Annotated in this window: 18 protein-coding genes; 9 read left to right on the top strand and 9 right to left on the bottom strand. The window is 62.7% G+C overall.

The features are described 5' to 3' along the window. Nucleotides 1-138 precede the first annotated feature (138 nt). A complete protein-coding gene (locus OIU19_RS18595; protein WP_264236249.1) occupies nt 139-1,776 on the bottom strand; it encodes a 5-guanidino-2-oxopentanoate decarboxylase in 1,638 nt (545 codons plus the stop codon). A 115-nt stretch (nt 1,777-1,891) separates the two neighbouring features. On the opposite strand from OIU19_RS18595, the gene OIU19_RS18590 reads away from it, so the two are divergent. Then, nucleotides 1,892-2,764, top strand: coding sequence for a LysR substrate-binding domain-containing protein (locus OIU19_RS18590; RefSeq protein WP_264236248.1), 873 nt, complete (start codon nt 1,892-1,894; stop codon nt 2,762-2,764). A gap of 50 nt (nt 2,765-2,814) precedes the next feature. On the opposite strand, the gene OIU19_RS18585 is transcribed toward OIU19_RS18590, so the two are convergent. Beyond that, nucleotides 2,815-3,429: an NAD(P)-dependent oxidoreductase gene (locus OIU19_RS18585; RefSeq protein WP_264236247.1), complete on the bottom strand. Its 615-nt coding sequence runs from the start codon at nt 3,427-3,429 to the stop codon at nt 2,815-2,817. A 28-nt stretch (nt 3,430-3,457) separates the two neighbouring features. Beyond that, on the bottom strand, nt 3,458-4,333 hold the full coding sequence (locus tag OIU19_RS18580) for an MBL fold metallo-hydrolase (protein ID WP_264236246.1): 876 nt from the start codon (nt 4,331-4,333) through the stop codon (nt 3,458-3,460). Nucleotides 4,334-4,435: 102 nt separating this feature from the next. Between OIU19_RS18580 and OIU19_RS18575 the strand changes: the two genes are divergently transcribed. Next, nucleotides 4,436-5,341 carry a LysR family transcriptional regulator gene (locus OIU19_RS18575; RefSeq protein ID WP_264236245.1) on the top strand — a complete coding sequence of 302 codons (906 nt, stop codon included), beginning with the start codon at nt 4,436-4,438 and terminating at the stop codon, nt 5,339-5,341. Between the two features lie 270 nt (nt 5,342-5,611). Here OIU19_RS18575 and OIU19_RS18570 read toward each other — a convergent pair whose 3' ends face one another. Beyond that, on the bottom strand, nt 5,612-6,481 hold the full coding sequence (locus tag OIU19_RS18570; protein WP_186553955.1) for an oxaloacetate decarboxylase: 870 nt from the start codon (nt 6,479-6,481) through the stop codon (nt 5,612-5,614). Between the two features lie 368 nt (nt 6,482-6,849). On the opposite strand from OIU19_RS18570, the gene OIU19_RS18565 reads away from it, so the two are divergent. After that, nucleotides 6,850-8,301: an MDR family MFS transporter gene (locus tag OIU19_RS18565; protein ID WP_264236244.1), complete on the top strand. Its 1,452-nt coding sequence runs from the start codon at nt 6,850-6,852 to the stop codon at nt 8,299-8,301. 183 nt (nt 8,302-8,484) lie between these two features. On the opposite strand, the gene OIU19_RS18560 is transcribed toward OIU19_RS18565, so the two are convergent. Next, a complete protein-coding gene (locus OIU19_RS18560) occupies nt 8,485-9,117 on the bottom strand; it encodes a TetR family transcriptional regulator (protein ID WP_186553953.1) in 633 nt (210 codons plus the stop codon). A 255-nt stretch (nt 9,118-9,372) separates the two neighbouring features. Here OIU19_RS18560 and OIU19_RS18555 point away from each other — a divergent pair, with 255 nt between their 5' ends. From OIU19_RS18555 to OIU19_RS18530, 6 genes are all read left to right on the top strand, one after another. After that, nucleotides 9,373-10,524, top strand: a complete 1,152-nt coding sequence (locus OIU19_RS18555) for an efflux RND transporter periplasmic adaptor subunit (protein ID WP_264236243.1) — start codon at nt 9,373-9,375, stop codon at nt 10,522-10,524. A gap of 3 nt (nt 10,525-10,527) precedes the next feature. Then, nucleotides 10,528-13,680, top strand: coding sequence for a multidrug efflux RND transporter permease subunit TtgB (gene ttgB / locus OIU19_RS18550; RefSeq protein ID WP_264236242.1), 3,153 nt, complete (start codon nt 10,528-10,530; stop codon nt 13,678-13,680). Beyond that, nucleotides 13,677-15,131, top strand: a complete 1,455-nt coding sequence (locus OIU19_RS18545) for an AdeC/AdeK/OprM family multidrug efflux complex outer membrane factor (RefSeq protein WP_264236241.1) — start codon at nt 13,677-13,679, stop codon at nt 15,129-15,131. Before ttgB ends, OIU19_RS18545 begins: the two co-directional genes overlap by 4 nt. Nucleotides 15,132-15,537: 406 nt before the next feature. Further along, entirely contained in the window at nt 15,538-16,791 is a 1,254-nt protein-coding gene (locus OIU19_RS18540; RefSeq protein WP_264236240.1) for an OprD family porin, read from the top strand. Nucleotides 16,792-16,953: 162 nt separating this feature from the next. Continuing rightward, nucleotides 16,954-17,913 (top strand): LysR family transcriptional regulator, encoded by a 960-nt coding sequence (locus tag OIU19_RS18535; protein WP_264236239.1) that lies wholly within the window; start codon nt 16,954-16,956, stop codon nt 17,911-17,913. A 100-nt stretch (nt 17,914-18,013) separates the two neighbouring features. Then, complete coding sequence (locus OIU19_RS18530; RefSeq protein WP_264236238.1) at nt 18,014-18,538, top strand: DUF962 domain-containing protein; 525 nt, start codon at nt 18,014-18,016, stop codon at nt 18,536-18,538. 105 nt (nt 18,539-18,643) lie between these two features. On the opposite strand, the gene pcaC is transcribed toward OIU19_RS18530, so the two are convergent. Genes pcaC through OIU19_RS18510 form a run of 4 tightly spaced genes read right to left on the bottom strand, consistent with a single transcriptional unit; the run spans nt 18,644 to nt 22,522 of the window. Further along, a complete protein-coding gene (pcaC, locus tag OIU19_RS18525) occupies nt 18,644-19,045 on the bottom strand; it encodes a 4-carboxymuconolactone decarboxylase (protein ID WP_264236237.1) in 402 nt (133 codons plus the stop codon). Between the two features lie 10 nt (nt 19,046-19,055). After that, nucleotides 19,056-19,847 (bottom strand): 3-oxoadipate enol-lactonase, encoded by a 792-nt coding sequence (gene pcaD / locus OIU19_RS18520; RefSeq protein ID WP_264236236.1) that lies wholly within the window; start codon nt 19,845-19,847, stop codon nt 19,056-19,058. A gap of 11 nt (nt 19,848-19,858) precedes the next feature. After that, on the bottom strand, nt 19,859-21,223 hold the full coding sequence (locus tag OIU19_RS18515; protein WP_264236234.1) for a 3-carboxy-cis,cis-muconate cycloisomerase: 1,365 nt from the start codon (nt 21,221-21,223) through the stop codon (nt 19,859-19,861). Between the two features lie 9 nt (nt 21,224-21,232). Continuing rightward, the gene (locus OIU19_RS18510; RefSeq protein WP_186553943.1) at nt 21,233-22,522 is read right to left on the bottom strand and encodes an MFS family transporter; all 1,290 of its coding nucleotides are present in this window, start codon (nt 22,520-22,522) and stop codon (nt 21,233-21,235) included. Nucleotides 22,523-22,742: the final 220 nt, after the last annotated feature.

Raw genomic sequence — 22,742 nt, 5'->3', positions numbered from 1 at the left:
ACCGCGCTGCTCTATGGCGCAGCGCTGTACCTGTTTCCCCCAAATACTCACTCAAGGCAGACGCTGCTCTGCGGTCCAACGCTGTACCTGTGGGAGCGGGCTTGCCCGCGAACGAGGGCGCAGCCCTCGCAGCGGTCGTCAGCCCTGCACAGCCTGCTGCCACTGCGCCTGATCCACCTGGATCAAGGTCGGCCCCTTACGCTCGACAGCGCTAGCCAACGCCGCCTGCAATTGCGCCACATCCGCCACATCCTCAGCCGCCGCACCCAACGCCCGCGCCACGCCGATAAAGTCAGGCGTATGAATATCCACGCCCACCGGCTCAATCGCCCGATTGACCATGTACTTCTTGATTTCCTCATAGCCCTGGTTATTCCACAGCAGCACGATCAGCGGCACCTGCGCTTCCACCGCGCTGGCCAGCTCTGGCAGGGTGAATTGCAAGCCACCATCGCCGATCAGGCACACGGCAGGCGAGCGCTGGCTGACCTGCTCGGCGCTACCGAGCCAAGCACCCATGGCCGCTGGCAAGGCGTAGCCAAGCGTCCCGTAGCCAGTGGAGGCATTGAACCAGCGGCGCGGCTGATCAAGGTCCAGGGTCAGATTGCCGGTGTACACCGGTTGGGTCGAGTCGCCGACCAGAATCGCACGGGGCAACGTTTGCAGGATCGCCGTCAACAGGCGCGTCTGACTCAGGGTCGGCTGATCCCAACCAGCCGCCAACGCCTGACGCAACTGACCCACCCGGGCCACACCCCACTGTGCCTCAAGCACCGCTGGCGGCTGCGCCTGCAATGCAGCGAGCAACGCCCCTGTCGCTTGTTGGGCGTCGGCCACCAGCGCCAGCTCAGGCAAGTAATTGCGAACGGTCTGGTCCGGGTCGATGTCGATCCGGAGCAGGCTGCCGGGGATCTCGAAGCCGCCCTTGAAGGTCACGTCGTAATCGGTCTCGGCCAGCTCGGTGCCGATTGCCAGCACCACATCGGCCTCGGCCACCAACGCGCGAGTGGCAGGCAGCGATTGGGTCGAGCCGATCTGCAGCGAGTGAGCGGCTGGCAGCAGGCCCTTGGCATTGATGGTCAGCGCCACCGGCGCCTGCAAGTGTTCGGCGAGGGCGGTCAGTTCCACCCCTGCGGCCAGTGCGCCACCGCCAGCGAGGATCAGTGGCCGGCGGGCCTTGGCCAGGCGTTCGGCCATCAGCGCTACTGTCGCAGGCGATGCAGCGGCGCGGCTGGTACGCACCGGACGCCCTGGTAGCAAGTGATCGGCTGGCTCGACCAGCACATCCAGCGGGATCTCGATATGCACCGGACGCGGCCGGCCCCCCTCGAACACCGCGAAGGCCCGCGCCAGCACATGCGGCAGGTCATCTGCACACATCAGGGTATGAGAGAACGCCGCCACCCCGGCAACCAGCGCAGACTGATCAGGCAGCTCGTGCAACTTGCCACGCCCACCACCGAGCGAGTCGCGCGACTGCACGCTGGAGATCACCAGCATCGGGATCGAATCGGCATAGGCCTGGCCCATGGCGGTGGTGATGTTGGTCATGCCAGGGCCGGTGATGATGAAGCACACCCCAGGCTTGGCGCGGGTGCGCGCATAGCCGTCCGCCATGAACCCTGCGCCCTGCTCGTGGCGCGGGGTGATATGGCGGATGGATGAGCCGGCAAGCCCGCGATAGAGTTCCACGGTATGCACGCCGGGGATGCCGAAGACATGGTCCACGCCATAGCCTTCGAGCAGTTTGACCAATACTTCGCCACAGGTTGCCATCGTTCGATACCCAGCTTTTTTGTTGAAATCAGGGGTCATTGGAACCAAGCAGCCGGTATCGCCACAATGCAAAAAAACACATACTAGCCATGTCCTCAGATCATGGCTGACTGCGATGAAACGCCTCCCTCCCCTGCCCGCACTGCACACGTTTTTGGTCACTGCCCAGCACTGCAACTTCACCCGTGCGGCGCAGCACTTGCACATCACTCAAGGTGCGGTCAGTCGGCAGATTGCCGGCCTCGAAGAGCACTTGGGCTACGCGCTGTTCCAACGCCAGGCGCGCGGCCTGAGCCTGACCCGCGAAGGCCAGGACTGGCTGCCGCGAGTGCAGCAGGTGTTTGCCTTGATCGACCAGGGTGTGCGTGAAGTGGGCGGGCGCAGCGCTACGCTGCAACTCAAAGCGCCAACCTGTGTGATGCGCTGGCTGTTGCCGCGCCTGATGGAGTGGCAGGCCCTGCGTCCGGATGTGCCGGTGGAGCTGACCACTACCGTGCAGCATGGGGTGGATTTTCGTCATGAGGGATTCGATGCTGCGGTGGTCTACGGCAGTGCGCCCAACCATGGGCTGCGGGTGCGCAAGCTGTTCGATGAGCAGTTGACCCCGGTGTGTGCACCGTCCTTGCGCAATGCTTCAGTGCCGTTGGCGCGGCTTGAGGATCTGGCTGGGCACATGCTCCTGCACCCTTCGCGCGACGAGCATGACTGGCGACTGTGGTTGCAGGCGGCGGGCGCAGAGTTCGATCTGCACGGCCCGCGCCAGCACTTCGAGACCTTGGACATGGCGATGGCCATGGCCTCGCAGGGCACTGGCGTGGCGATTGGCGACTGGGCGCTGATTGGAGATGACTTGCGCAACGGCAGGTTGTGCATGCCGTTTGGCTTGAAGGTGATGACCGGGAAGGCGTATTACCTGGCAAGCCCAGCCAAGAGCCCCCCTGCGGGGTTGATCGAGTTGCTGGATTGGCTGGAACAACGTGCCAGGTAATGATGCGCTGCTGGATGGCCCGTTATGGGGCCGCTTTGCGGCCCCAGCACTCAGTATCCAACCGTAAACCGCTGCCGCGAATGCGCCGGTTTCTCCAATTCATCAAGCATGGCAATGGCGTAGTCGGCAAAGCTGATCCAGCTCTTGCCATCCGCCCCGATCAGCAGATGATCCTTGCCCAATTGGTAATGCCCACTGCGCTGACCTTCGACAAACTCCGCCGACGGCGACAGGAACGTCCAATCCAGGTTCTGCTCCTGACGCAGCGTTTCAAGAAAACGCACCCCAGCCGACGCCTCAGCCTTGTAAGCCTCTGGGAAATCCGGGCTATCGATCACCCGATGCCCCGACGGCAACAGCAGGCTACCTGCCCCACCCACCACCAACAGGCGCTTGACCCCGGCACGCTTGACCGGCTCGATGATCGCGCGCGGTTCGAGGGTGGAGAAGTGCGCCGCGCTCAGCACCGCGTCAACCCCGGTCACAGCCTGCTGCAACGCTGCGCTGTCCTTGGCATCCAGGGCCTTTACGGTAACGCCCTCGCGCCCTTGCAACGTGGACGGATTACGGGCGATGGCCACGACACTGTGACCACGGCGCAGGGCCTCTTCCAGCAACTGGCTGCCAGCCCGTCCGGTAGCACCGATAATTGCGATCTTGCTCATGGGAAACACTCCATCAGGTTGAAAGGGATTACCACTTCATCTCGCCCTTGGCGACCTTGGCGCTGAGCTCCAACGAGCTTTCGTCGGCAAGGTCTGGGTAACGCGCTTTCATGGCTGCGATCAGCGCGTTGGCATCCTTGGCCTTCGCGGTTTCGCTGTCGAAGGCACGAATGTAGTTGGCAGTGAAGCGGACCGCGTCCAGCGATTGGCTGCTTTTGCCCAGATAGTGACCAGCGATCACCGTGCGCGGAGCCAACTGCTCGATGCGTTGCAGCGTCGCCAGCCAGTCGGCGTGGGATTGCACGGTCTGGGTATCGGCCATCCACACGTGAATATGCTCGGCCACCACCACGCCACCGACCACCGCCTTGATCGACGGGATCCAGACGAAACTGCGATCGGGCTGCGGGCCGTCCAGGCCGATGATCTGCAGCGCCTGCCCTTCCAGCTCAAGGCGGTCGCCTTGCAGCACTTGCGGAACGAGCAGACGCTTGGGCTGATCAGCACCCATCTGCGGCCCCCAATAGGCTAGCTTGGCATCCATGGTCTTGCGGATATGCGCCACGGTGGCGGCAGAGGCCACCACCCGCGCCTTGGGAAAGGCTTCGGTCAGGGTCTGCAGGCCAAAGTAATAGTCCGGGTCGCCATGACTGATGTAGATCATGGTCAAGCGCTTGTCGCTGGCCCGCAGGCGTTGTACCACTTGCTCGGCCTGGGCCTTACCGAACTGAGCGTCGACCAGAATCGCCTCATGCTCGCCACTGACGATCACCGAACTGACGGGAAAGATCGCCTCATGACCTGGGTTATAGACCTCTAGCTGCAAAGGCTCGGCAGCCAGTACGGGGCCTGCGAGTGCTGCGCACGCCAGCAACACGCTGCGCAAGGGGGTAAGAAATGACATTGGCTGATTCTGTGAATGGTCGATGCAGGACAGCTTAGTTGCCCGATCCATTACAAAAAATGCGATCCTGCTACATAGTTTGTTTCCAAAATCGAGCAGATCATGGACCGTCTCAACGCCATGCGCGTGTTTGTCACCGTCGTCGACCTGGGTAGCCAGTCGGCAGCTGCGGATCATCTGCAGATGTCCAGGCCAGTAGTGTCGCGCTATCTGGCAGAACTGGAAGACTGGGTCGGCGCACGCCTGATGCAGCGCACTACGCGCAAACTCAGCCTGACCGCCGCGGGCCAGGAGACGCTGCCGCGCTGCCGGCAAATGCTGGAGTTGGCGGGAGACCTGCAAAGCGCCGTGCGCCAGCCGGACGATGCGCCACGCGGGGAGCTGCGCATTAGCGTCAGTACGTCATTTGGCCAAGCGCAACTGGTCGATGCAGTAGCGGAGTATGTGAGCTTGTTTCCAGGGGTTAAGGTCGAGCTGCAGATGCTCGATCGCACGGTCAATCTGGTCGATGAGCGCATCGATTTGGCGATTCGTACCAGCAACGACCTTGATCCCAACCTGATCGCCCGGCGCCTGACGGTCTGCCGCTCTGTGGTCTGCGCCGCCCCCGCTTACCTGCAAACCCATGGCGTACCGCAACGGGTCGAGGAGTTGAGCCAACACAATTGCCTGACCCATGCGTATTTCGGCCACAGCCTGTGGCATTTCGAAGTGGATGGCCGCCAGCTCGCCGTGCCGGTGCAAGGCAATATCAGCGCCAACGAAGCCATGACCTTGCAGAAAGCCGCGCTGGCCGGCGCAGGCATCGCCATGCTGCCGACTTACCAGGCAGCTTGCGCCCTCAAAAAGGGCGAACTGCTGCGCTTGCTGCCGCAGGCCAAGCCCCGGGAGCTGAACCTGAATGCGGTCTATACCTCGCGCAAGCACATGCCCGCGACCTTGCGCAGCATGCTCGATTTTCTTGCTCAGCGTTTCAAGGATGAGCCGCAGTGGGATAGCGCCATTTAGGCCGCCACTGCCTACAGAGTGATCAGACTGACCTATGCTTGTAGTTACCACCTGTCGCTGTTGAAGGAGGTAAGCTCGATGAGCATAAGAACAAGAAGATGCGCCGTGGCCTTCGCCTTGGTCGCGGTCGCAGGCCTTTATGGCTCGGCCTGCTGGCGAGTCGAACTGCTACGCAACCAGCCCAACTCGGCGGCCAGTTGCGCCCAGGAGCACTGCGTTCCCCACACCGCGACCCTGAGCGCCGTCAGATAAGCCGACGGCAGCCCGCCGTTACTCTTCGACGCTCATGTATTCCTTGGCCCAGCGGATGTAGTCCTCAGGCTGGGTGTAGGTGTGCGAAAGCTCGGTAGCGCTGAGGTTCTCGGACTTGTTCTGCTGGCCACGCTGCAAGCGCAGGCAATCATAGGTCGCCTTGATCGCGGCAAAGTAGGCGGCGTGCCCATCGACCACGATCCGCACCCCCAGGCGCGCCAGGCGCTCGTCGTCACGCAGGTTCGGGTTGCCGTAGCTGACCAGCATCAGCGGCACGCTCAAGTGCTCGGCAATCTGCTCCAGGTGATCGAAGTCCTTCACCCCGACCATGCAGATCGCATCGGCGCCGGCCTTCTGGTAGCTCTGCGTGCGCACGATGATTTCTTCGGTGGTGAGCACCCCGGCGTTGGTGCGGGCGATGATCGACAGCGACGAATCGACCCGTGCCTCGATGGCTGCGCGCACCTTGCCAACACCCTCTTCCACTGAAATCAGGTCAGTCGACTTACGGCCAAACTGTGCTGGCAACAGGGTGTCTTCAATGGTCAGCGCGGCCACACCGGCGCGCTCGAGCTCGATCACCGTGCGCATCACGTTCAGCGCATTGCCATAGCCATGGTCGGCGTCAGCCATCACTGGCAACTGGGCAACACGGCCGATGCGGGTGGCCTGTTCGACGAACTCGCTCAGGGTGATCAGGGCGAAGTCAGGCGCGGCCAGCACCTGCAGCGAAGCGACCGAACCGCCAAGGATGCCCACCTCAAAACCGAGGTCGGCGGCGATGCGTGCGGACATCGGGTCAAAGACCGAGGCGGTGTGATAGCACGAGCCTGAGGCGAGCAGTTTACGGAAGGCAAAACGCAGATCTTGGTGGGAAGCCTTGGGCATGATCACTCCGCAATAACGTTGAAATTGAACTGGCTGACAACCGACCCCGAAATTGGGTCTACCTGACCTGTTCCAACCGTCGCCATCTGGGCGGTCATGCTCGACATGCAGGCAGAGGAATAAAAGGCGTGGGATACAGCGACCGAAAAATCTGCGGCAAAATGATGCACCAAGCTGGTGCAAACCCCTGATTTCAGCCTCTGCGGCCCGGCCACGATATCACGCAGCCATGCACATCCGGGTGAAAGGGCTAATGCCGATCTTGCATAGGGAATGCACATACTACATAGGAAGCTACCTAAGTCAGGTTACACTTGCCCAGCGTGAGCAGCCCGCGACCCGGCTGTTTTCAATTACAAGGTATGACCGTGACCGCCGCCCTGCCCCCCGCCGTCCTGCGCAGTGTCCTCAGCGCCCTGATGCTGGCGATCTTTCTCGGTGCCCTGGACCAGACCATCGTCGCCGTCTCGCTGCCAGCGATCTCGGCGCAGTTCAATGATGTCGGGCTGCTGGCCTGGGTGATTTCTGGCTACATGGTGGCGATGACCGTGGCCGTGCCGATCTACGGCAAACTTGGCGATCTTTATGGCCGTCGGCGGATGATCCTCACCGGCACCGCGCTGTTCACCCTGGCCTCGGTGTTTTGCGCGTTGGCGCAGAACATCGAGCAGCTGGTCTTGGCCAGGGTGCTGCAAGGGGTCGGCGCGGGCGGCATGGTCTCGGTCAGCCAGGCGATCATCGGCGATTACGTGGCACCGCGCGAGCGTGGCCGCTATCAGGGCTACTTCAGCAGCATGTATGCGCTGGCCAGCGTGGCCGGGCCGGTGTTCGGTGGCTGGCTGACCGAGTACCTGTCCTGGCACTGGGTGTTCTGGATCAACCTGCCGCTGGGCCTGGCGGCGCTCTGGGTGATCAATCGCGCCCTGCGCGGCATGCCAGTCAAGCGCCGTGAAGCACAGGTGGATTACCTCGGAGCGGTGCTGCTGATTGTTGGCCTGGGCAGTCTGTTGCTTGGCATTACCCTGGTCGGTCAGGGGCATGCCTGGCTGTCCACGCCAGTGTTGGCGCTGTTCGGCTGCGCCCTGCTGGGGTTGCTGCTGTTCATTGGCCATGAGCGCCGTTGTCCTGAGCCGCTGCTGCCCCTCTCGCTGTTCAGCAATCGGGTCGCCGTGCTGTGCTGGGTGGTGATCTTCTTCGCCAGCTTCCAGTCGATTTCCCTAAGCATGCTGATGCCGCTGCGTTACCAAGGCATTACCGGCGCGGGCGCTGATAGCGCGGCCCTGCACCTGCTGCCATTGGCCATGGGGCTGCCGATGGGGGCGTTTTGCGGCGGCCGGCTGACCAGCCTGACTGGCCGCTACAAGCCGCAGATTCTTGCCGGCGCGGTATTGATGCCGCTGGCGATTTTCGCCATGGCCCTCACCCCGCCGCAGTCGGGGTTACTCAGCGCCGTGTTCATGCTGCTGGTAGGCATTGCCTGCGGTTTGCAGTTTCCGACCTCGCTGGTGGGTACGCAAAGCTCGGTGCAGATCAAGGACATTGGCGTTGCCACCAGCACCACCAATCTGTTCCGCTCGCTGGGCGGCGCGATGGGCGTTGCCTGCATGTCCAGCCTGATGCTGGCACTGCTGCACGATGGCGGGTTTGCGGTGCTGGATAATCCGCTGCTGGGCAGTTTGCAGGCGGGCGATGCCGATCCAGCGACCCAGGCGCGGCTGCTGGAGATGTTCAAGCAGTTGTTGACCGGCAGCGCCGCAGTGGCCGTGTTGGGCTTGATTGCGGCGATCGGTTTGCCGGATCGGCAATTGCGCGGGCATTGAGCTGGCCTTGCAGGACGAGGTGGTTGGACTGACGCTATCGCGGGGCAAGCCCGCTCCCACGCTTCCCAGCAGGGGCCAGCAGCGTGGGAGCGGGCTTGCCCCGCGATAGCGTCAGTTCGACCGATCCATTAACTGTCCCTTAATACAACCGGACAACACTTCCTCACAATCCTTAACAAAGTGTCATTTGCGCATGCCAGGGCTCAAGCGCAGCATATCCAGCCCGGTATCGACCCATTGCTCGGCGTTGGCCAGCAGGTCGAAGCTGTCCGGCAGCAACAACCAGCGGCCAATCAACCCGTCTACATAAGCGAACAGGGCGATGGCGGCACGCTCCACATCCAGATCCGCAGGTAACTGTTCACGGCGTACTGCATTGGCCAACGCGAGGGTGATGCCCTCATGGCAATCAAGGATCGCGCCCTGGCGCTGCTGACGAATTTCACACATTTCATCGGTGAACTCGCACTTGTGATGCAGGATTTCATTGATACGCCGGGTTCGGGCGTCCAGCACCAACTCGGTAAACACCTGCAGCAACAGCTTGCGCATGCAGCCGAGCGGGTCTACTTCATCTTCGCTCTCGCTCGCGCGAGCCAGGTGGTCGTGGGTTTCGTGCAGGCTGTCGAGCAGCGCCTGGACCAACTCCGCCTTGTTGTTGAAGTGCCAGTAGATCGCCCCACGGGTGACCCCCGCAAGCTCTGCGATGTCGGCCAGGGTAGTTCGCGCAACCCCGCGCTTATAGAAGGCCTTTTCCGCGGCCTCGATGATCTGGGCGCGAGTTTCCTGGGCTTCCTCTTTGGTTCGACGGACCATGGCAGCACAACCTCATCAGGGCCCAGCCGCTCACGCGGCAGCTGGGAATCAGGCCGGGGGCACCTCTGCATGGGCGACTCCCGGGGCAATTGAAGGCTCGGTGTGGCAACTGAACACTACCGTATGGTATTTACAAACAGCCATGAATGTAAGTATATTCGTTAGTAAGCTATTAATCCAGCCGATAGCATTTTTCTGACAAGACTCTTCCATTATTCTTGAGCGTCTCCCAGCTCTAGCGACCCGAGGATCCTCATGCAATTCAAGCCAGCCGTCACCGCCCTGGTTTCCGCCGTCGCCCTGGCAACACTGCTAAGTGGCTGTAAGAAAGAAGAGGCGGCACCTGCGCCGCAGGCTCCTCTGGTCGGCGTCGTCACCCTGCAACCACAAGCCTTTACCCTGACCTCGGAACTGCCGGGGCGCACCACTGCGTTCCGCGTTGCCGAAGTTCGGCCCCAGGTCAACGGCATCATTCTCAAGCGCCTGTTCAAAGAAGGCAGCGAGGTCAAGGAAGGTCAGCAGCTGTACCAGATCGACCCCTCTGTGTACGAAGCCAACCTGGCCAACGCCCAGGCCAACTTGCAGGCTACCCGTTCGTTGGCCGAGCGCTACAAGCAGCTGATCGACGAGCAGGCCGTATCCAAACAGGAATACGACGACGCCAATGCCAAACGATTGCAGGCCGAAGCGTCGCTCAAGAGCGCCCAGATCGACCTGCGCTACACCAAGGTGTTGGCGCCAATCAGTGGCCGGATCGGCCGCTCCTCGGTGACCGAAGGCGCCCTGGTGAGCAATGGCCAGACCAACGCCATGGCCACTATCCAGCAGCTCGATCCGATCTACGTCGACGTCACCCAGTCCACGGCCGAACTGCTCAAGCTGCGCCGCGACCTGGAAAGCGGCCAATTGCAGAAGGCCGGGGAAAACGCCGCCAAGGTTCAGCTGATCCTGGAAGATGGCAGCAAGTTCGCCCAGGAAGGCCGCCTGGAGTTCTCCGAAGTGTCGGTCGACGAGACCACCGGTTCCGTGACCCTGCGCGCGGTGTTCCCTAACCCAGAACACACCCTGCTGCCGGGCATGTTCGTCCACGCTCGTCTGCAGGCCGGGGTCAACGCCAACGCCATCCTGGCACCGCAACAAGGCGTAACCCGGGATCTGAAAGGCACGCCAACGGCGATGGTGGTCAACCAGGAGAACAAGGTCGAGCTGCGTCAACTCAAGGCCAGCCGCACCCTGGGCAGCGACTGGCTGATCGAGGAAGGCCTCAACCCAGGCGATCGCCTGATCACCGAAGGCCTGCAATACGTACGCCCTGGCGTCGAGGTCAAAGTCGGCGAAGCCACCAACGTCAAGAAGCCGGGCAATCCTCAGGCCAATGCGGCGAAAGCAGACGGCAAAGCGGAGTAAACCATGTCGAAGTTCTTTATCGATCGCCCGATCTTCGCCTGGGTGATCGCCCTGGTGATCATGCTGGTCGGCGCCTTGTCGATCCTGAAGCTGCCGATCAACCAGTACCCAAGCATCGCGCCGCCGGCCATCGCCATCGCCGTGACCTACCCGGGCGCCTCGGCGCAGACCGTGCAGGACACCGTGGTGCAGGTCATCGAGCAACAGCTCAACGGCATCGACAACCTGCGGTATGTGCAGTCGGAAAGTAACTCCGACGGCAGCATGACCATTACCGCCACCTTCGAGCAGGGCACCAACCCTGATACGGCGCAGGTCCAGGTACAGAACAAGCTGAACCTGGCCACCCCACTGCTGCCACAAGAAGTGCAGCAGCAGGGTATCCGCGTCACCAAGGCAGTGAAAAACTTCCTGATGGTGATCGGCCTGGTGTCCGAAGACGGCAGCATGACCAAGGATGACTTGGCCAACTACATCGTCTCGAACATGCAGGACCCGATCTCGCGTACCGCAGGTGTCGGTGACTTCCAGGTGTTCGGCGCCCAGTACGCCATGCGCATCTGGCTCGATCCAGCCAAGCTGAACAAGTTCCAGCTGACCCCGGTTGACGTGCGCACCGCTGTTACCGCGCAGAACGTCCAGGTGTCCAGCGGCCAGCTCGGCGGCCTGCCAGCCCTGCCGGGTACCCAGCTCAACGCCACCATCATCGGCAAGACCCGCCTGCAAACCGCCGAGCAGTTCGAGAAGATCCTGCTCAAGGTCAACAGCGATGGCTCGCAGGTGCGCCTGGGTGACGTTGCCAAGGTCGGCCTTGGCGGTGAGAACTACGCGGTCAGCGCGCAGTTCAACGGCAAGCCGGCCTCGGGCCTGGCGGTCAAGCTCGCCACCGGCGCCAACGCCCTGGACACTGCCACGGCGCTGCGCAAGACCATCAGCGACCTGGAGCCGTTCTTCCCGCCTGGGATGAAAGCGGTGTTCCCGTATGACACCACGCCCGTGGTCACCGAATCGATCAGCGGGGTAATCCACACCCTGATCGAAGCGGTAGTGCTGGTGTTCCTGGTGATGTACCTGTTCCTGCAGAACTTCCGCGCCACGGTGATTACCACCATGACGGTGCCGGTGGTGTTGCTGGGTACCTTCGGTATCCTCGCCGCCGCAGGGTTCAGCATCAACACCCTGACCATGTTCGCCATGGTCCTGGCCATCGGTCTGTTGGTGGACGACGCCATCGTTGTGGTGGAGAACGTCGAGCGGGTGATGTCCGAAGAGGGCCTGCCGCCCAAAGAAGCCACCAAGCGCTCGATGGAGCAGATCCAGGGTGCGCTGGTCGGTATTGCCCTGGTGTTGTCGGCGGTACTGCTGCCGATGGCGTTCTTCGGCGGCTCCACCGGTGTAATCTACCGGCAGTTCTCGATCACCATCGTGTCGGCCATGGGCCTGTCGGTGCTGGTCGCGTTGATCTTCACCCCGGCCCTGTGCGCGACCATGCTCAAGCCACTGAAAAAGGGTGAGCACCACGTCGCCAAAGGCGGTTTCTTCGGCTGGTTCAACCGCAACTTCGACCGCAGCGTACAAGGCTACGAGCGCAGTGTCGGTGGCATCCTGCGCAACAAGCTGCCGTTCCTGCTGGCCTATGCCCTGATCGTGGTCGGCATGATCTGGCTGTTCATGCGCATCCCTACTGCGTTCCTGCCCGAAGAAGACCAGGGCGTCCTGTTCGCCCAGGTGCAGACCCCGGCCGGTTCCAGTGCCGAGCGCACCCAGGCGGTAGTCGACCAGATGCGTGAGTACCTGCTCAAGGACGAAGCCGACACCGTGTCGTCGGTGTTCACCGTCAACGGCTTCAACTTCGCCGGTCGCGGCCAGAGCTCGGGTATGGCGTTCATCATGCTCAAGCCCTGGGATGAGCGTTCGGCGGAAAACAGCGTGTTCAACCTGGCGACCCGTGCCCAGCAGCACTTCTTCGGCTTCCGTGACGCGATGGTGTTCGCCTTTGCCCCGCCTGCGGTACTGGAGTTGGGTAACGCCACCGGTTTCGACGTGTTCCTGCAGGACCGCGCAGGCCTCGGTCACGAGAAACTGATGGAAGCGCGCAACCAGTTCCTGGCCAAAGCCGCACAGAGCAAGATTCTCTCTGCAGTGCGCCCCAACGGCCTGAACGACGAGCCGCAGTACCAGCTGATCGTCGACGACGAACGCGCCAGCGCCTTGGGCGTGACCATCGCCGACATCAACAACACCCTGTCGATTGCCCTGGGTGGTAGCTACGTCAACGACTTCATCGACCGCGGTCGGGTCAAGAAGGTCTACATCCAGGGCGATGCCAATGCCCGGATGAACCCTGAAGACCTGCAAAAGTGGTACGTACGCAACGCCAAGGGTGAGATGGTGCCGTTCTCCTCCTTCGCCACCGGCGAATGGTCGTACGGCTCGCCGAAGCTGTCGCGCTACAACGGTGTAGAAGCGGTCGAAGTGCTGGGTGCTCCGGCGCCGGGCTACAGTACCGGTGAAGCCATGGCCGAGGTCGAGCGCATCGCCAGCGAGCTGCCAACCGGCATCGGTATGTCGTGGACCGGTATGTCGTACGAGGAAAAACTCTCTGGCTCGCAGATGCCGGCACTGTTCGCCCTGTCGCTGCTGTTCGTGTTCCTCTGCCTGGCAGCGCTGTACGAAAGCTGGTCGATCCCGATCGCGGTGGTGTTGGTCGTGCCGCTGGGGATCATCGGTGCACTGGTTGCCACCAGCATGCGCGGGCTGTCCAACGACGTGTACTTCCTGGTTGGCCTGTTGACCACCATCGGTCTGGCGGCGAAGAACGCGATCTTGATCGTCGAGTTCGCCAAGGAGCTGCATGAACAAGGCAAGAGCCTGTACGACGCAACCATCGAAGCGTGCCGTATGCGTCTGCGCCCGATCATCATGACCTCGCTGGCGTTCATCCTCGGCGTGGTACCGTTGACCATCGCCAGCGGCGCAGGCTCGGGTAGCCAGCATGCCATTGGTACTGGGGTGATCGGCGGCATGATCAGTGCGACCGTGCTGGCCATCTTCTGGGTACCGTTGTTCTTCGTAGCAGTGTCGTCGTTGTTCGGCAGCAAAAAGCCAGAAACCGACGCCACCCCTGAAACTCCACGTTATGAGGCTGGGCAATGACCAAGTCTTTGTTGTCCCTGGCGGTAACCGCCCTGATCCTCAGCGGCTGCTCGCTGATCCCTGATTACCAGACCCCGGACGCACCGGTGGCAACGCAGTGGCCGCAAGGCCCTGCGTATTCGCCAACCGAATCGGCCGATGTCGCCGCCGCTGAACAAGGCTGGCGCCAGTTCTTCCAGGACCCGGCGCTGCAGCAGCTGATCCAGACCTCGCTGGTCAACAACCGCGACCTGCGTGTCGCGGCGTTGAACATCGACGCCTACCGCGCCCAGTACCGCATCCAGCGCGCTGACCTGTTCCCGGCGGTCTCGGCCACCGGTAGCGGCAGCCGTCAGCGCACCCCGGCGAACATGTCGCAGACGGGCGAATCGGGTATCACCAGCCAGTACTCGGCGACCCTCGGCGTCAGCGCCTACGAGCTGGATCTGTTCGGCCGTGTGCGTAGCCTGAGCGAGCAAGCGCTGGAAACTTACCTGTCCAGCGAACAGGCGCGTCGCTCCACGCAGATCGCCCTGGTCGCCAGCGTGGCCAACGCCTACTACACCTGGCAGGCTGACCAAGCCCTGCTCAAGCTGACCGAAGACACCCTCAAGACCTACGAGGAAAGCTACAACCTGACCCGTCGTAGCAACGAAGTGGGGGTCGCCTCGGCACTCGACCTGAGCCAGGCACGCACCGCTGTCGAAGGCGCGCGGGTCAAGCTGTCGCAGTACCAACGCCTGGTCGCCCAGGACCTCAACAGCCTGACCGTGCTGCTCGGCACTGGCGTGCCGGCCAACCTGCCAGCACCGCTCAAGCTCGATGCCGACCAACTGGCCGAAGTGCCCGCCGGCCTGCCGTCGGACCTGCTCACGCGTCGCCCGGATATCCAGGAAGCCGAGCACCTGCTCAAAGCCGCCAACGCCAACATCGGCGCGGCCCGCGCAGCGTTCTTCCCCAGCATCAGCCTGACCGCCAATGCCGGCACCTTGAGCCCGGACATGGACGGGCTGTTCAAAGGAGGGTCGGGGACCTGGCTGTTCCAGCCGCAGATCAACCTGCCGATCTTCAACGCCGGCAGCCTGCGCGCGAGCTTGGATTACTCGAAAATCCAGAAGGACATCAACGTCGCCAAGTACGAAAAAACCATCCAGACCGCCTTCCAGGAAGTCTCCGATGGCCTGGCGGCGCGCAAGACCTTCGAAGAGCAGTTGCAGGCGCAGCGTGATCTGGTCGCGGCCAACCAGGACTACTACCGCCTGGCTGAGCGTCGCTACCGGATCGGTATCGACAGCAACCTGACCTTCCTCGACGCACAGCGCAACCTGTTCAGCGCGCAACAGGCATTGATCAGTGATCGCCTGTCGCAGCTGACCAGCGAGGTCAATCTGTACAAGGCCCTGGGTGGCGGCTGGTATGAGCGTACCGGCCAGGCCAACCAGCAGGCATCGCTGCAAACGCCCAAAGGCTGATTGATCGGTAATGCATCAAGCCCACCTTCACGGTGGGCTTTTTGTTTGTGAGGTCAGTTACCCCGTCATCGCGGGGCAAGCCCGCTCCCACGTTGGTCTGAGCAGAATCCCTTGGCAAGCATGAGCAAGCCCGCTCCCACGCTACCCGAAGGATTCAGTCTGACCAACGTGGGAGCGGGCTTGCCCCGCGAAGAGGCCACCCTGAACAATGAAAAGTAACTGACTGGAACATTCTGTTCGATTATCGCCCAGTACCGCCTGCGACGAATTGCCCCGCCCCTGCTATGCCGCGCACCATCCTCCCCGCAACGTTGCACAAGTTCATCCAACAAGACCCTGTCGCCACTGCAGGCCCGCACCCCGCAGTGCACCGGTTCGCCCAATAAAAACAAGAGATTCACGACAGATGAGCACTTCGCAACCCGCACGCCAGCTGCTGCCCGGCCTGTTGGCCATGTCCTGCGCCCTGCCCGCCTTCGCCGCCGACGGTGGGTTCCTGGAGGACGCCAAGGCCACTCTCAACCTGCGCAACTTCTACATCAACCGCAATTTCGTCGACCCGGCCAACCCCCAGGGCAAGGCCGAAGAATGGACCCAGAGTTTCATCCTCGACGCGCGCTCCGGGTTTACCCAAGGCACCGTTGGCTTTGGCGTGGACATCCTGGGTTTGTATTCGGTGAAGCTCGACGGCGGCAAAGGTACCGCCGGCACCCATCTGCTGCCGGTGCACGATGACGGTCGTCCGGCCGATGATTTCGGCCGCCTGGGCGTGGCCTTCAAGGCCAAGCTGTCGCAGACCGAACTGAAAGTCGGTGAGTGGATGCCCGTGCTGCCGATCCTGCGCTCGGACGACGGCCGCTCGCTGCCGCAAACCTTCCGTGGCGGCCAGATCACCTCGAAAGAGATTGACGGCCTGACCCTGTACGGCGGCCAGTTCCGCGCCAACAGCCCGCGTAATGACGCGAGCATGGAAGACATGTCGCTCAACGGTCGCAGTGCGTTCACCTCCGACCGCTTCAATTTCGCCGGAGGCGAATACACCTTCAACGACAAACGCACCCTGATCGGCCTGTGGGATGCCCGCCTCAAGGACATCTACCGCCAGCAGTATCTGAACCTCAGCCACAGCCAGCCGCTCGGCGAATGGACTCTGGGTGCCAACCTGGGCTACTTCATCGGCAAGGAAGACGGCGCCGAACGCGCAGGTGAGTTGGATAACCGCACCGCCTCAGCCATGCTCTCGGCACGCTACAAAGGCCACACCTTTTACGTCGGCTTGCAGAAAGTCAGCGGCGATGACGCCTGGATGCGGGTCAACGGCACCAGCGGCGGAACCCTGGCCAACGACAGCTACAACTCAAGCTTCGACAACGCCAAGGAGCGCTCCTGGCAGGTGCGCCATGACTTCAACTTCGTCTCGGTGGGCGTACCCGGCCTGACCCTGATGAACCGCTATATCAAGGGTGACAACGTGCACACCAGCACTGTCGACGACGGCAAGGAATGGGCGCGTGAAACCGAGCTGGCGTATGTCGTGCAGTCGGGCACCTTCAAGGACTTGTCGCTGAAATGGCGCAACTCGACCATGCGCCGGGATTACAGCACCAACTCGTTCGATGAAAACCGGGTGATCGTCAGCTATCCGCTGAACCTGCTGTAGTCGGTTGCGGCCTCATCGCTGCGACTCGCCCTGCGATGAGGCCGGCCAATTCAGCAAAGACTATGCTTATAAATTAAGCATATAAAAACAAAACAAAACCATCATTGACGGAATATGTAACAAAAGCTAAAAACGGTACTTCCGCCCGCCGCAGAGCTCGACATGGACCTTCGCCAACTGCGCTACTTCATCGCCCTCACCGAATACCGCAGTTTCGTCCGCGCCGCCGAGGCCATGGGCATCACCCAACCGGCCTTCAGCCGGGCCATCCAGGGCTTGGAGCAAACCTTCGGTTGTTCACTGATAGACCGCGCCAGCAAGGCCCTGCACCCCACCCCTGAAGGCCTGGTGGTGCTGCAACACGCGCGGCGCCTGGTGCAGGGTGCTGCGCAATTGAGCACCGAGGTATTGCAGATGACCAAGCTCGATGCCGGCGAGCTGCATTTTGGCAGCGGCCCGGCGCTGGCCGTCCGCCTGGTCCCCGATGCCCTGCAGCACTTCATCGAGGCCCACCCCGGTATCCGCACCTCGCTGCTGGTCGACAACGCCGAACGCCTCGGCCAAGCCCTACGCCGTGAACAAATCGAATTTTTCGTCGACGACATCCGCCCGTTCGAAGCCGACCCCAATTTCCACACCGAGCCACTCAACCCGCGCCCGGGCCTGTTCTTCTGCCGGCCGGGCCATCCGTTGCTGGCCAAGGACAGCCTGTCGACCAATGATTTGTTCGCCTACCCGCTGGCCAGCGCCCTGCTCGCCCCTGGCGTGCGCAAGCGCCTGGCCAACCTCAGTGGGCGCAGTGACTTCACCCCCCACTTGCAGACCGAGCACCTGGCCGTGCTGCGCAGCGTGGTGCTGGCCAGTGATGCGATCGGCACCGCCAGCGAAGAATCGGTGGCCGACGACTTGAGCAGCGGCCGCCTGGTGCGCCTGCATTGGCGTAATTTGCCACCGGGCCTGGAAGTGCTGAGCGTGCGCTGTGGCGTGGTCAGCCGCAGTGGCTATCGGCTGTCACCGGCCGCGCGGGCGATGATCGAGACCTTGATTGGCCTCGATCAGCGCACTTCGCCGCGCGAGCAGCCGCCACGCACCGCGCCGCGTGCAGGGCATTCGCCACGCTGATGACGAAACATCAGCCGTGCGCGGTTCCGGCGTTGTGACCGGGGGGCTATGCTTGCACACAGTGATCCACTGTCAGCGGTGCAGCCATGGAGGAACAACAATGAAAAGCCTCGTCGAACACCTGAGTCAGTACGCCGCCTACCACCGTGACCCACGCAACATCGCCACCCATTTCGTCGGCATTCCGCTGATCGTTGTGGCCGTGACCATTCTGCTGTCGCGCCCGGGTTGGGACGTCGGCGGGATGTGGCTGTCACCGGCCTTGATCGCAGCGGCGGCCTCAGTGTGGTTCTACCTGCGGCTGGATCTGCGCTTTGGCTTGGTGATGGGGCTGTTGCTGGGGTTGTGCCTGTGGCTGGGGCAGATGCTGGCGCTGCAGAGCACCGGCCTATGGCTGAGCACCGGGCTGGGCGCCTTTGTGCTGGGCTGGATCATCCAGTTTGTCGGGCATTATTACGAGGGGCGTAAACCTGCGTTCGTCGATGACCTGAGCGGGTTGATCATCGGGCCGTTGTTCGTGGTGGCGGAGGCAGCGTTCATGCTCGGGTTGTGCCCGCAGTTGAAAAAAGCCGTGGAAGCCAATGCTGGGCCGGTGGCGATCAGGCACAAGAACGCCGCGGTTTAAGTTCCGCCCTCATCGCGGGGCAAGCCCGCTCCCACGTCCTCAGCCTCACTGAGATGACTGCGTGGGAGCGGGCTTGCCCCGCGATGAAGCCAGCACCCTCAACAACTATTCTTGTAACTGACGCGACTCGACCCCCAACTCATCCCACACCGATTCTGCCAGGTGAAAAGTGGCATTGGCCGCAGGAATCCCGCAATAGATCGCGCTCTGCATCAGCACTTCCTTGATCTCTTCGCGTGTCACGCCATTGTTGGCCGCCGCGCGCAGGTGCAGCTTGAGCTCGTCATTGCGGTTCATGCCGATCAGCATGGCAATGGTGATCAGGCTGCGGGTATGGCGTGGCAACCCAGGGCGGGTCCAGATATCCCCCCAGGCGTGGCGAGTGATCATTTCCTGGAACTCGCCGTTGAACTCATTGAGTTTTTCCAGGCTGCGGTCCACGTGGGCGTCACCGAGCACGGCGCGACGCACCTGCATGCCAGCGTCGTAGCGTTGTTTTTCGTCCATGCTGTTCTCCTCAGCGAGCCTGCAAAAAATCGACGACCCGCGCCGTGAACGGCTCACCGATCTCGACATTGGACAAGTGCGCGGCGTGGAATTCTACGTAGTGCGCGCCCTCGATCGCGTTCTGCATGAAGCGTCCATGCTCCGGGGTGGTGACCACATCGGCAGTACCGGCGACGATCAGGGTCGGCACCTGGATAGCTTTCAGTTGCTCGCGGTAGTCGGCATCGCGCACCGCCGCACAGTTGGCGGCATAGCCTTCGGGCGAGGTTTGCGCCAGCATCTGGGTGATGCGCTGGGCCTGGGCGGCATGGGCCTCGGCGAATGCAGGGGTGAACCAGCGGGCAATGGAGGCATCGCGCAAATCGAGCATGGCCTGGCGGCCACCTTTGAGCACTGTGTCGATGCGGGTATTCCACACCTCATCGCTGCCGATCTTGGCGGCGGTGTTGCACAGGGTCAGGCTGAGCAGGCGTGCCCCCGCGTTGATACCCAGCCACTGGCCGATCAGGCCGCCCATCGACAGGCCGACGAAGTGCACCTTGGCGATGTCCAGTGCGTCCAGCAGCGCCAGCACGTCTGCGCCCAGCTGGGCAATGCTGTACGGGCCGGCGGTGACCAGCGAGCCGCCATGGCCACGGGTGTCGTAACGCAGCACGCGAAAGTGCTTGGACCAGGCCGCTACCTGCGTGTCCCACATGCCAAGGTCAGTCCCCAGCGAGTTGGACAGGACCAGCACCGGGGCATCCTGCGGACCATCGAGTTGGTAATTCAGTACGCCATCGGCCAGTTGCAAATGCGCCACAGCGGTCTCCTTCAGGCAGTCAAACGTTGATGTTCAGCCACGGCGCGCGCCACCCAGACGCGGGCCTGGCCGAGGTAATGAGCAGGGTCGAGCAGGCGGTCGAGCTCCTGCGCGGACAACTCGGCAGTGACCTGCGCCTCGTCACCGAGCACAGCGCGCAGGTGGCGCTGCTCAGCGACGGCGCGCTGGCAGCACTGCTCCAGCAAATGGTGGGCGCGGTCGCGGCCCAGGCGCTGGGCCAGGACGATGCTGACCGCTTCGGCCAACACCAGGCCCTGAGTCAGGTCGAGGTTGCGACGCATGCGTTCGGCATCCACCTGCATCCCCTCGGCGATCACCTGGGCCTGACGCAACGCGCCAGACACCAGGCAGCAGATGTCCGGCAAGGTTTCCCATTCGGCGTGCCACAGGCCGAGGCTGCGCTCGTGCTCTTGGGGCATGGCGGCGAACAGCGTCGACAACAGGCCCGGCACCCGCGTGGCGGCGCCGATCAACACGGCCGCGCCAACCGGATTGCGCTTGTGCGGCATGGTCGAAGAGCCGCCCTTGCCCGGCGCAGAAGGCTCGAACACCTCCCCCGCTTCGGTCTGCATCAGCAAGCTGATGTCACGGCCGAACTTGCCCAGGCTGCCTGCCACCAGCCCCAACACCGAGGCGAACTCCACCAGGCGATCGCGGTGGGTATGCCAGGGTTGCTCAGGCAGGCTCAGCTTGAGCTGCTCGGCCAGCGCCTCGGCCACTGGCAGCGCCTTGCTGCCAAGCGCCGCGAGGCTGCCGGAGGCACCGCCGAATTGCAGGCAGAGCAAGCGCGGGCGCAGCTCTTTGAGGCGCTGGCGGTGGCGGGTCAAGGCGCCGAGTACGCCGGCCAATTTCATCCCCAGGGTCACCGGCGTTGCGTGCTGCAACCAGGTGCGCCCCACCAGTGGCGTGTCAGCGTGTTGCAGGGCCTGGCGGGCCAGGGTATCGGCCAACTTGGCCAGATCGGCTTCGATCAGCTCGAGCGCATCGCGCAGTTGCAGCACCAGCCCGCTGTCCATGGCGTCCTGGCTGGTCGCGCCTAGGTGCACGTAGCGCTCGGCGTCCGGTACGCCGCTGGCGACCACCTTGCCCAGCGCCTTGACCAGGGGAATCGCCGAGTTACCTGCCGTGGCGATGGCATCGGCCAGGGCGCGGGCGTCATAGCGCTCGGCCTTGCACGCCGCCTCGATCGCCGGCACCGCAGTGTGCGGCACCAGCCCGGCAGCCGCTTCAGCCCGCGCCAGGGCGGCTTCGAAGTCGAGCATGCCTTGCAGGCGGCCACGGTCGGAGAAAATCTCGCGCATGGCCGGTGCAGTGAAGTAGGCGTCGAACAGCTGGTTGTCCGCTCGGTGGGTCATCGCGAGTCCTTAGTGATCATGGTGCAGGTACGCCGCTTGCTTGGGCAGGCGCAGGCTGAACAGGAAGGCCACCGCCATCATGGCGGTCACGTACCAGTAGAAGGTGTTCTCCATCCCCAGGGTTTTCAAGCCCAATGCGACATATTCGGCCGAACCGCCGAACACCGCGTTAGCCACGGCATAGGCCAGGCCCACGCCCAGGGCGCGCACTTGCGGCGGGAACATCTCGGCCTTCACCAGGCCGCTGATGGAGGTGTAGAAACTGACGATACACAACGCCAGGGTAATCAGCACGAAGGCCATGAATGGACTGGTTACCGTCTTCAGCGCCATCAGCAGCGGCACGGTGAAGACAGTGCCCAAAGCGCCGAACAGGAGCATCGAGTTACGCCGGCCGATGCGGTCGGAGAGCATGCCGAACAACGGCTGCAGGATCATGAACAGGAACAGCGCGCCGGTCATGACGAAACTGGCGTCCTTGGCGGGCATCCCGGCGGTGTTGACCAGGTACTTCTGCATGTAGGTGGTGAAGGTGTAGAAGATCAGCGATCCGCCAGCGGTGTAGCCCAGGACGGTGATGAACGCCGCAGCGTGGTTGCGGAACAAGCCGCTGACACTGCCGGCGTCTTTGTCCTGGCGGGTTTCGGCGCTGCTGGTTTCTTTCAGCGAACGGCGCAGCATCAGCGAGATCAGGGCAGCGACGGCACCCACCACGAACGGAATGCGCCAGCCCCAGGCACGCAGTTCTTCTTCGCTGAGCAACTGCTGCAGGATCACCACCACCAACACCGCCAGCAACTGGCCGCCGATCAGGGTGACGTACTGGAACGAGGCGAAGAAACCGCGCTGGCCGCGCAAGGCGACTTCACTCATGTAGGTAGCGGTGGTGCCGTATTCGCCACCCACCGACAGGCCCTGGATCAGGCGCGCCAACAGCAGCAGCGCCGGCGCCCAGGCACCGATGCTGGAGTAGGTCGGCAGGCAGGCGATGATCAGCGAGCCGAAGCACATCATCAGCACCGAGACCATCAGCGAATTCTTGCGCCCATGACGGTCAGCCAGGCGACCGAAGATCCAGCCACCGATGGGGCGCATCAAGAAGCCCGCGGCGAATACGCCTGCGGTATTGAGCAATTGCACGGTCGGGTTGTCGGAGGGAAAGAACGCCGGGGCGAAATAGATGGCGCAGAAGGCGTAGACGTAGAAGTCGAACCATTCCACCAGGTTGCCTGAGGAGGCACCGACGATAGCGAAGATGCGCTTGGAGCGTTCTTCGCCGGTGTAATAGGTTGAGGTCATGGTGGTTTTACTCCTGGAGGGTCACTGAGAGTCTAGACATACCCAGTTACACTCTCGTTCCGCTACCCGGCCATGGTCGGGTTTTGTACTGCTCAAACAAGCCCCATCGCGGGGCAAGCCCGCTCCCACGGGATAGTCGTGGTTCCCGTGGGAGCGGGCTTGTCCCGCGATGAGGCCAGAGCTGCTCAAACCCGCTCTATGGCCAGCGCCAGCCCTTGGC

The organism is Pseudomonas sp. BT-42-2 (assembly GCF_025847435.2).
GTDB lineage: Bacteria > Pseudomonadota > Gammaproteobacteria > Pseudomonadales > Pseudomonadaceae > Aquipseudomonas > Aquipseudomonas urmiensis.
Note: the sequence above shows the minus strand (reverse complement) of the source record. Positions and strands in the feature narration are given on the sequence as shown.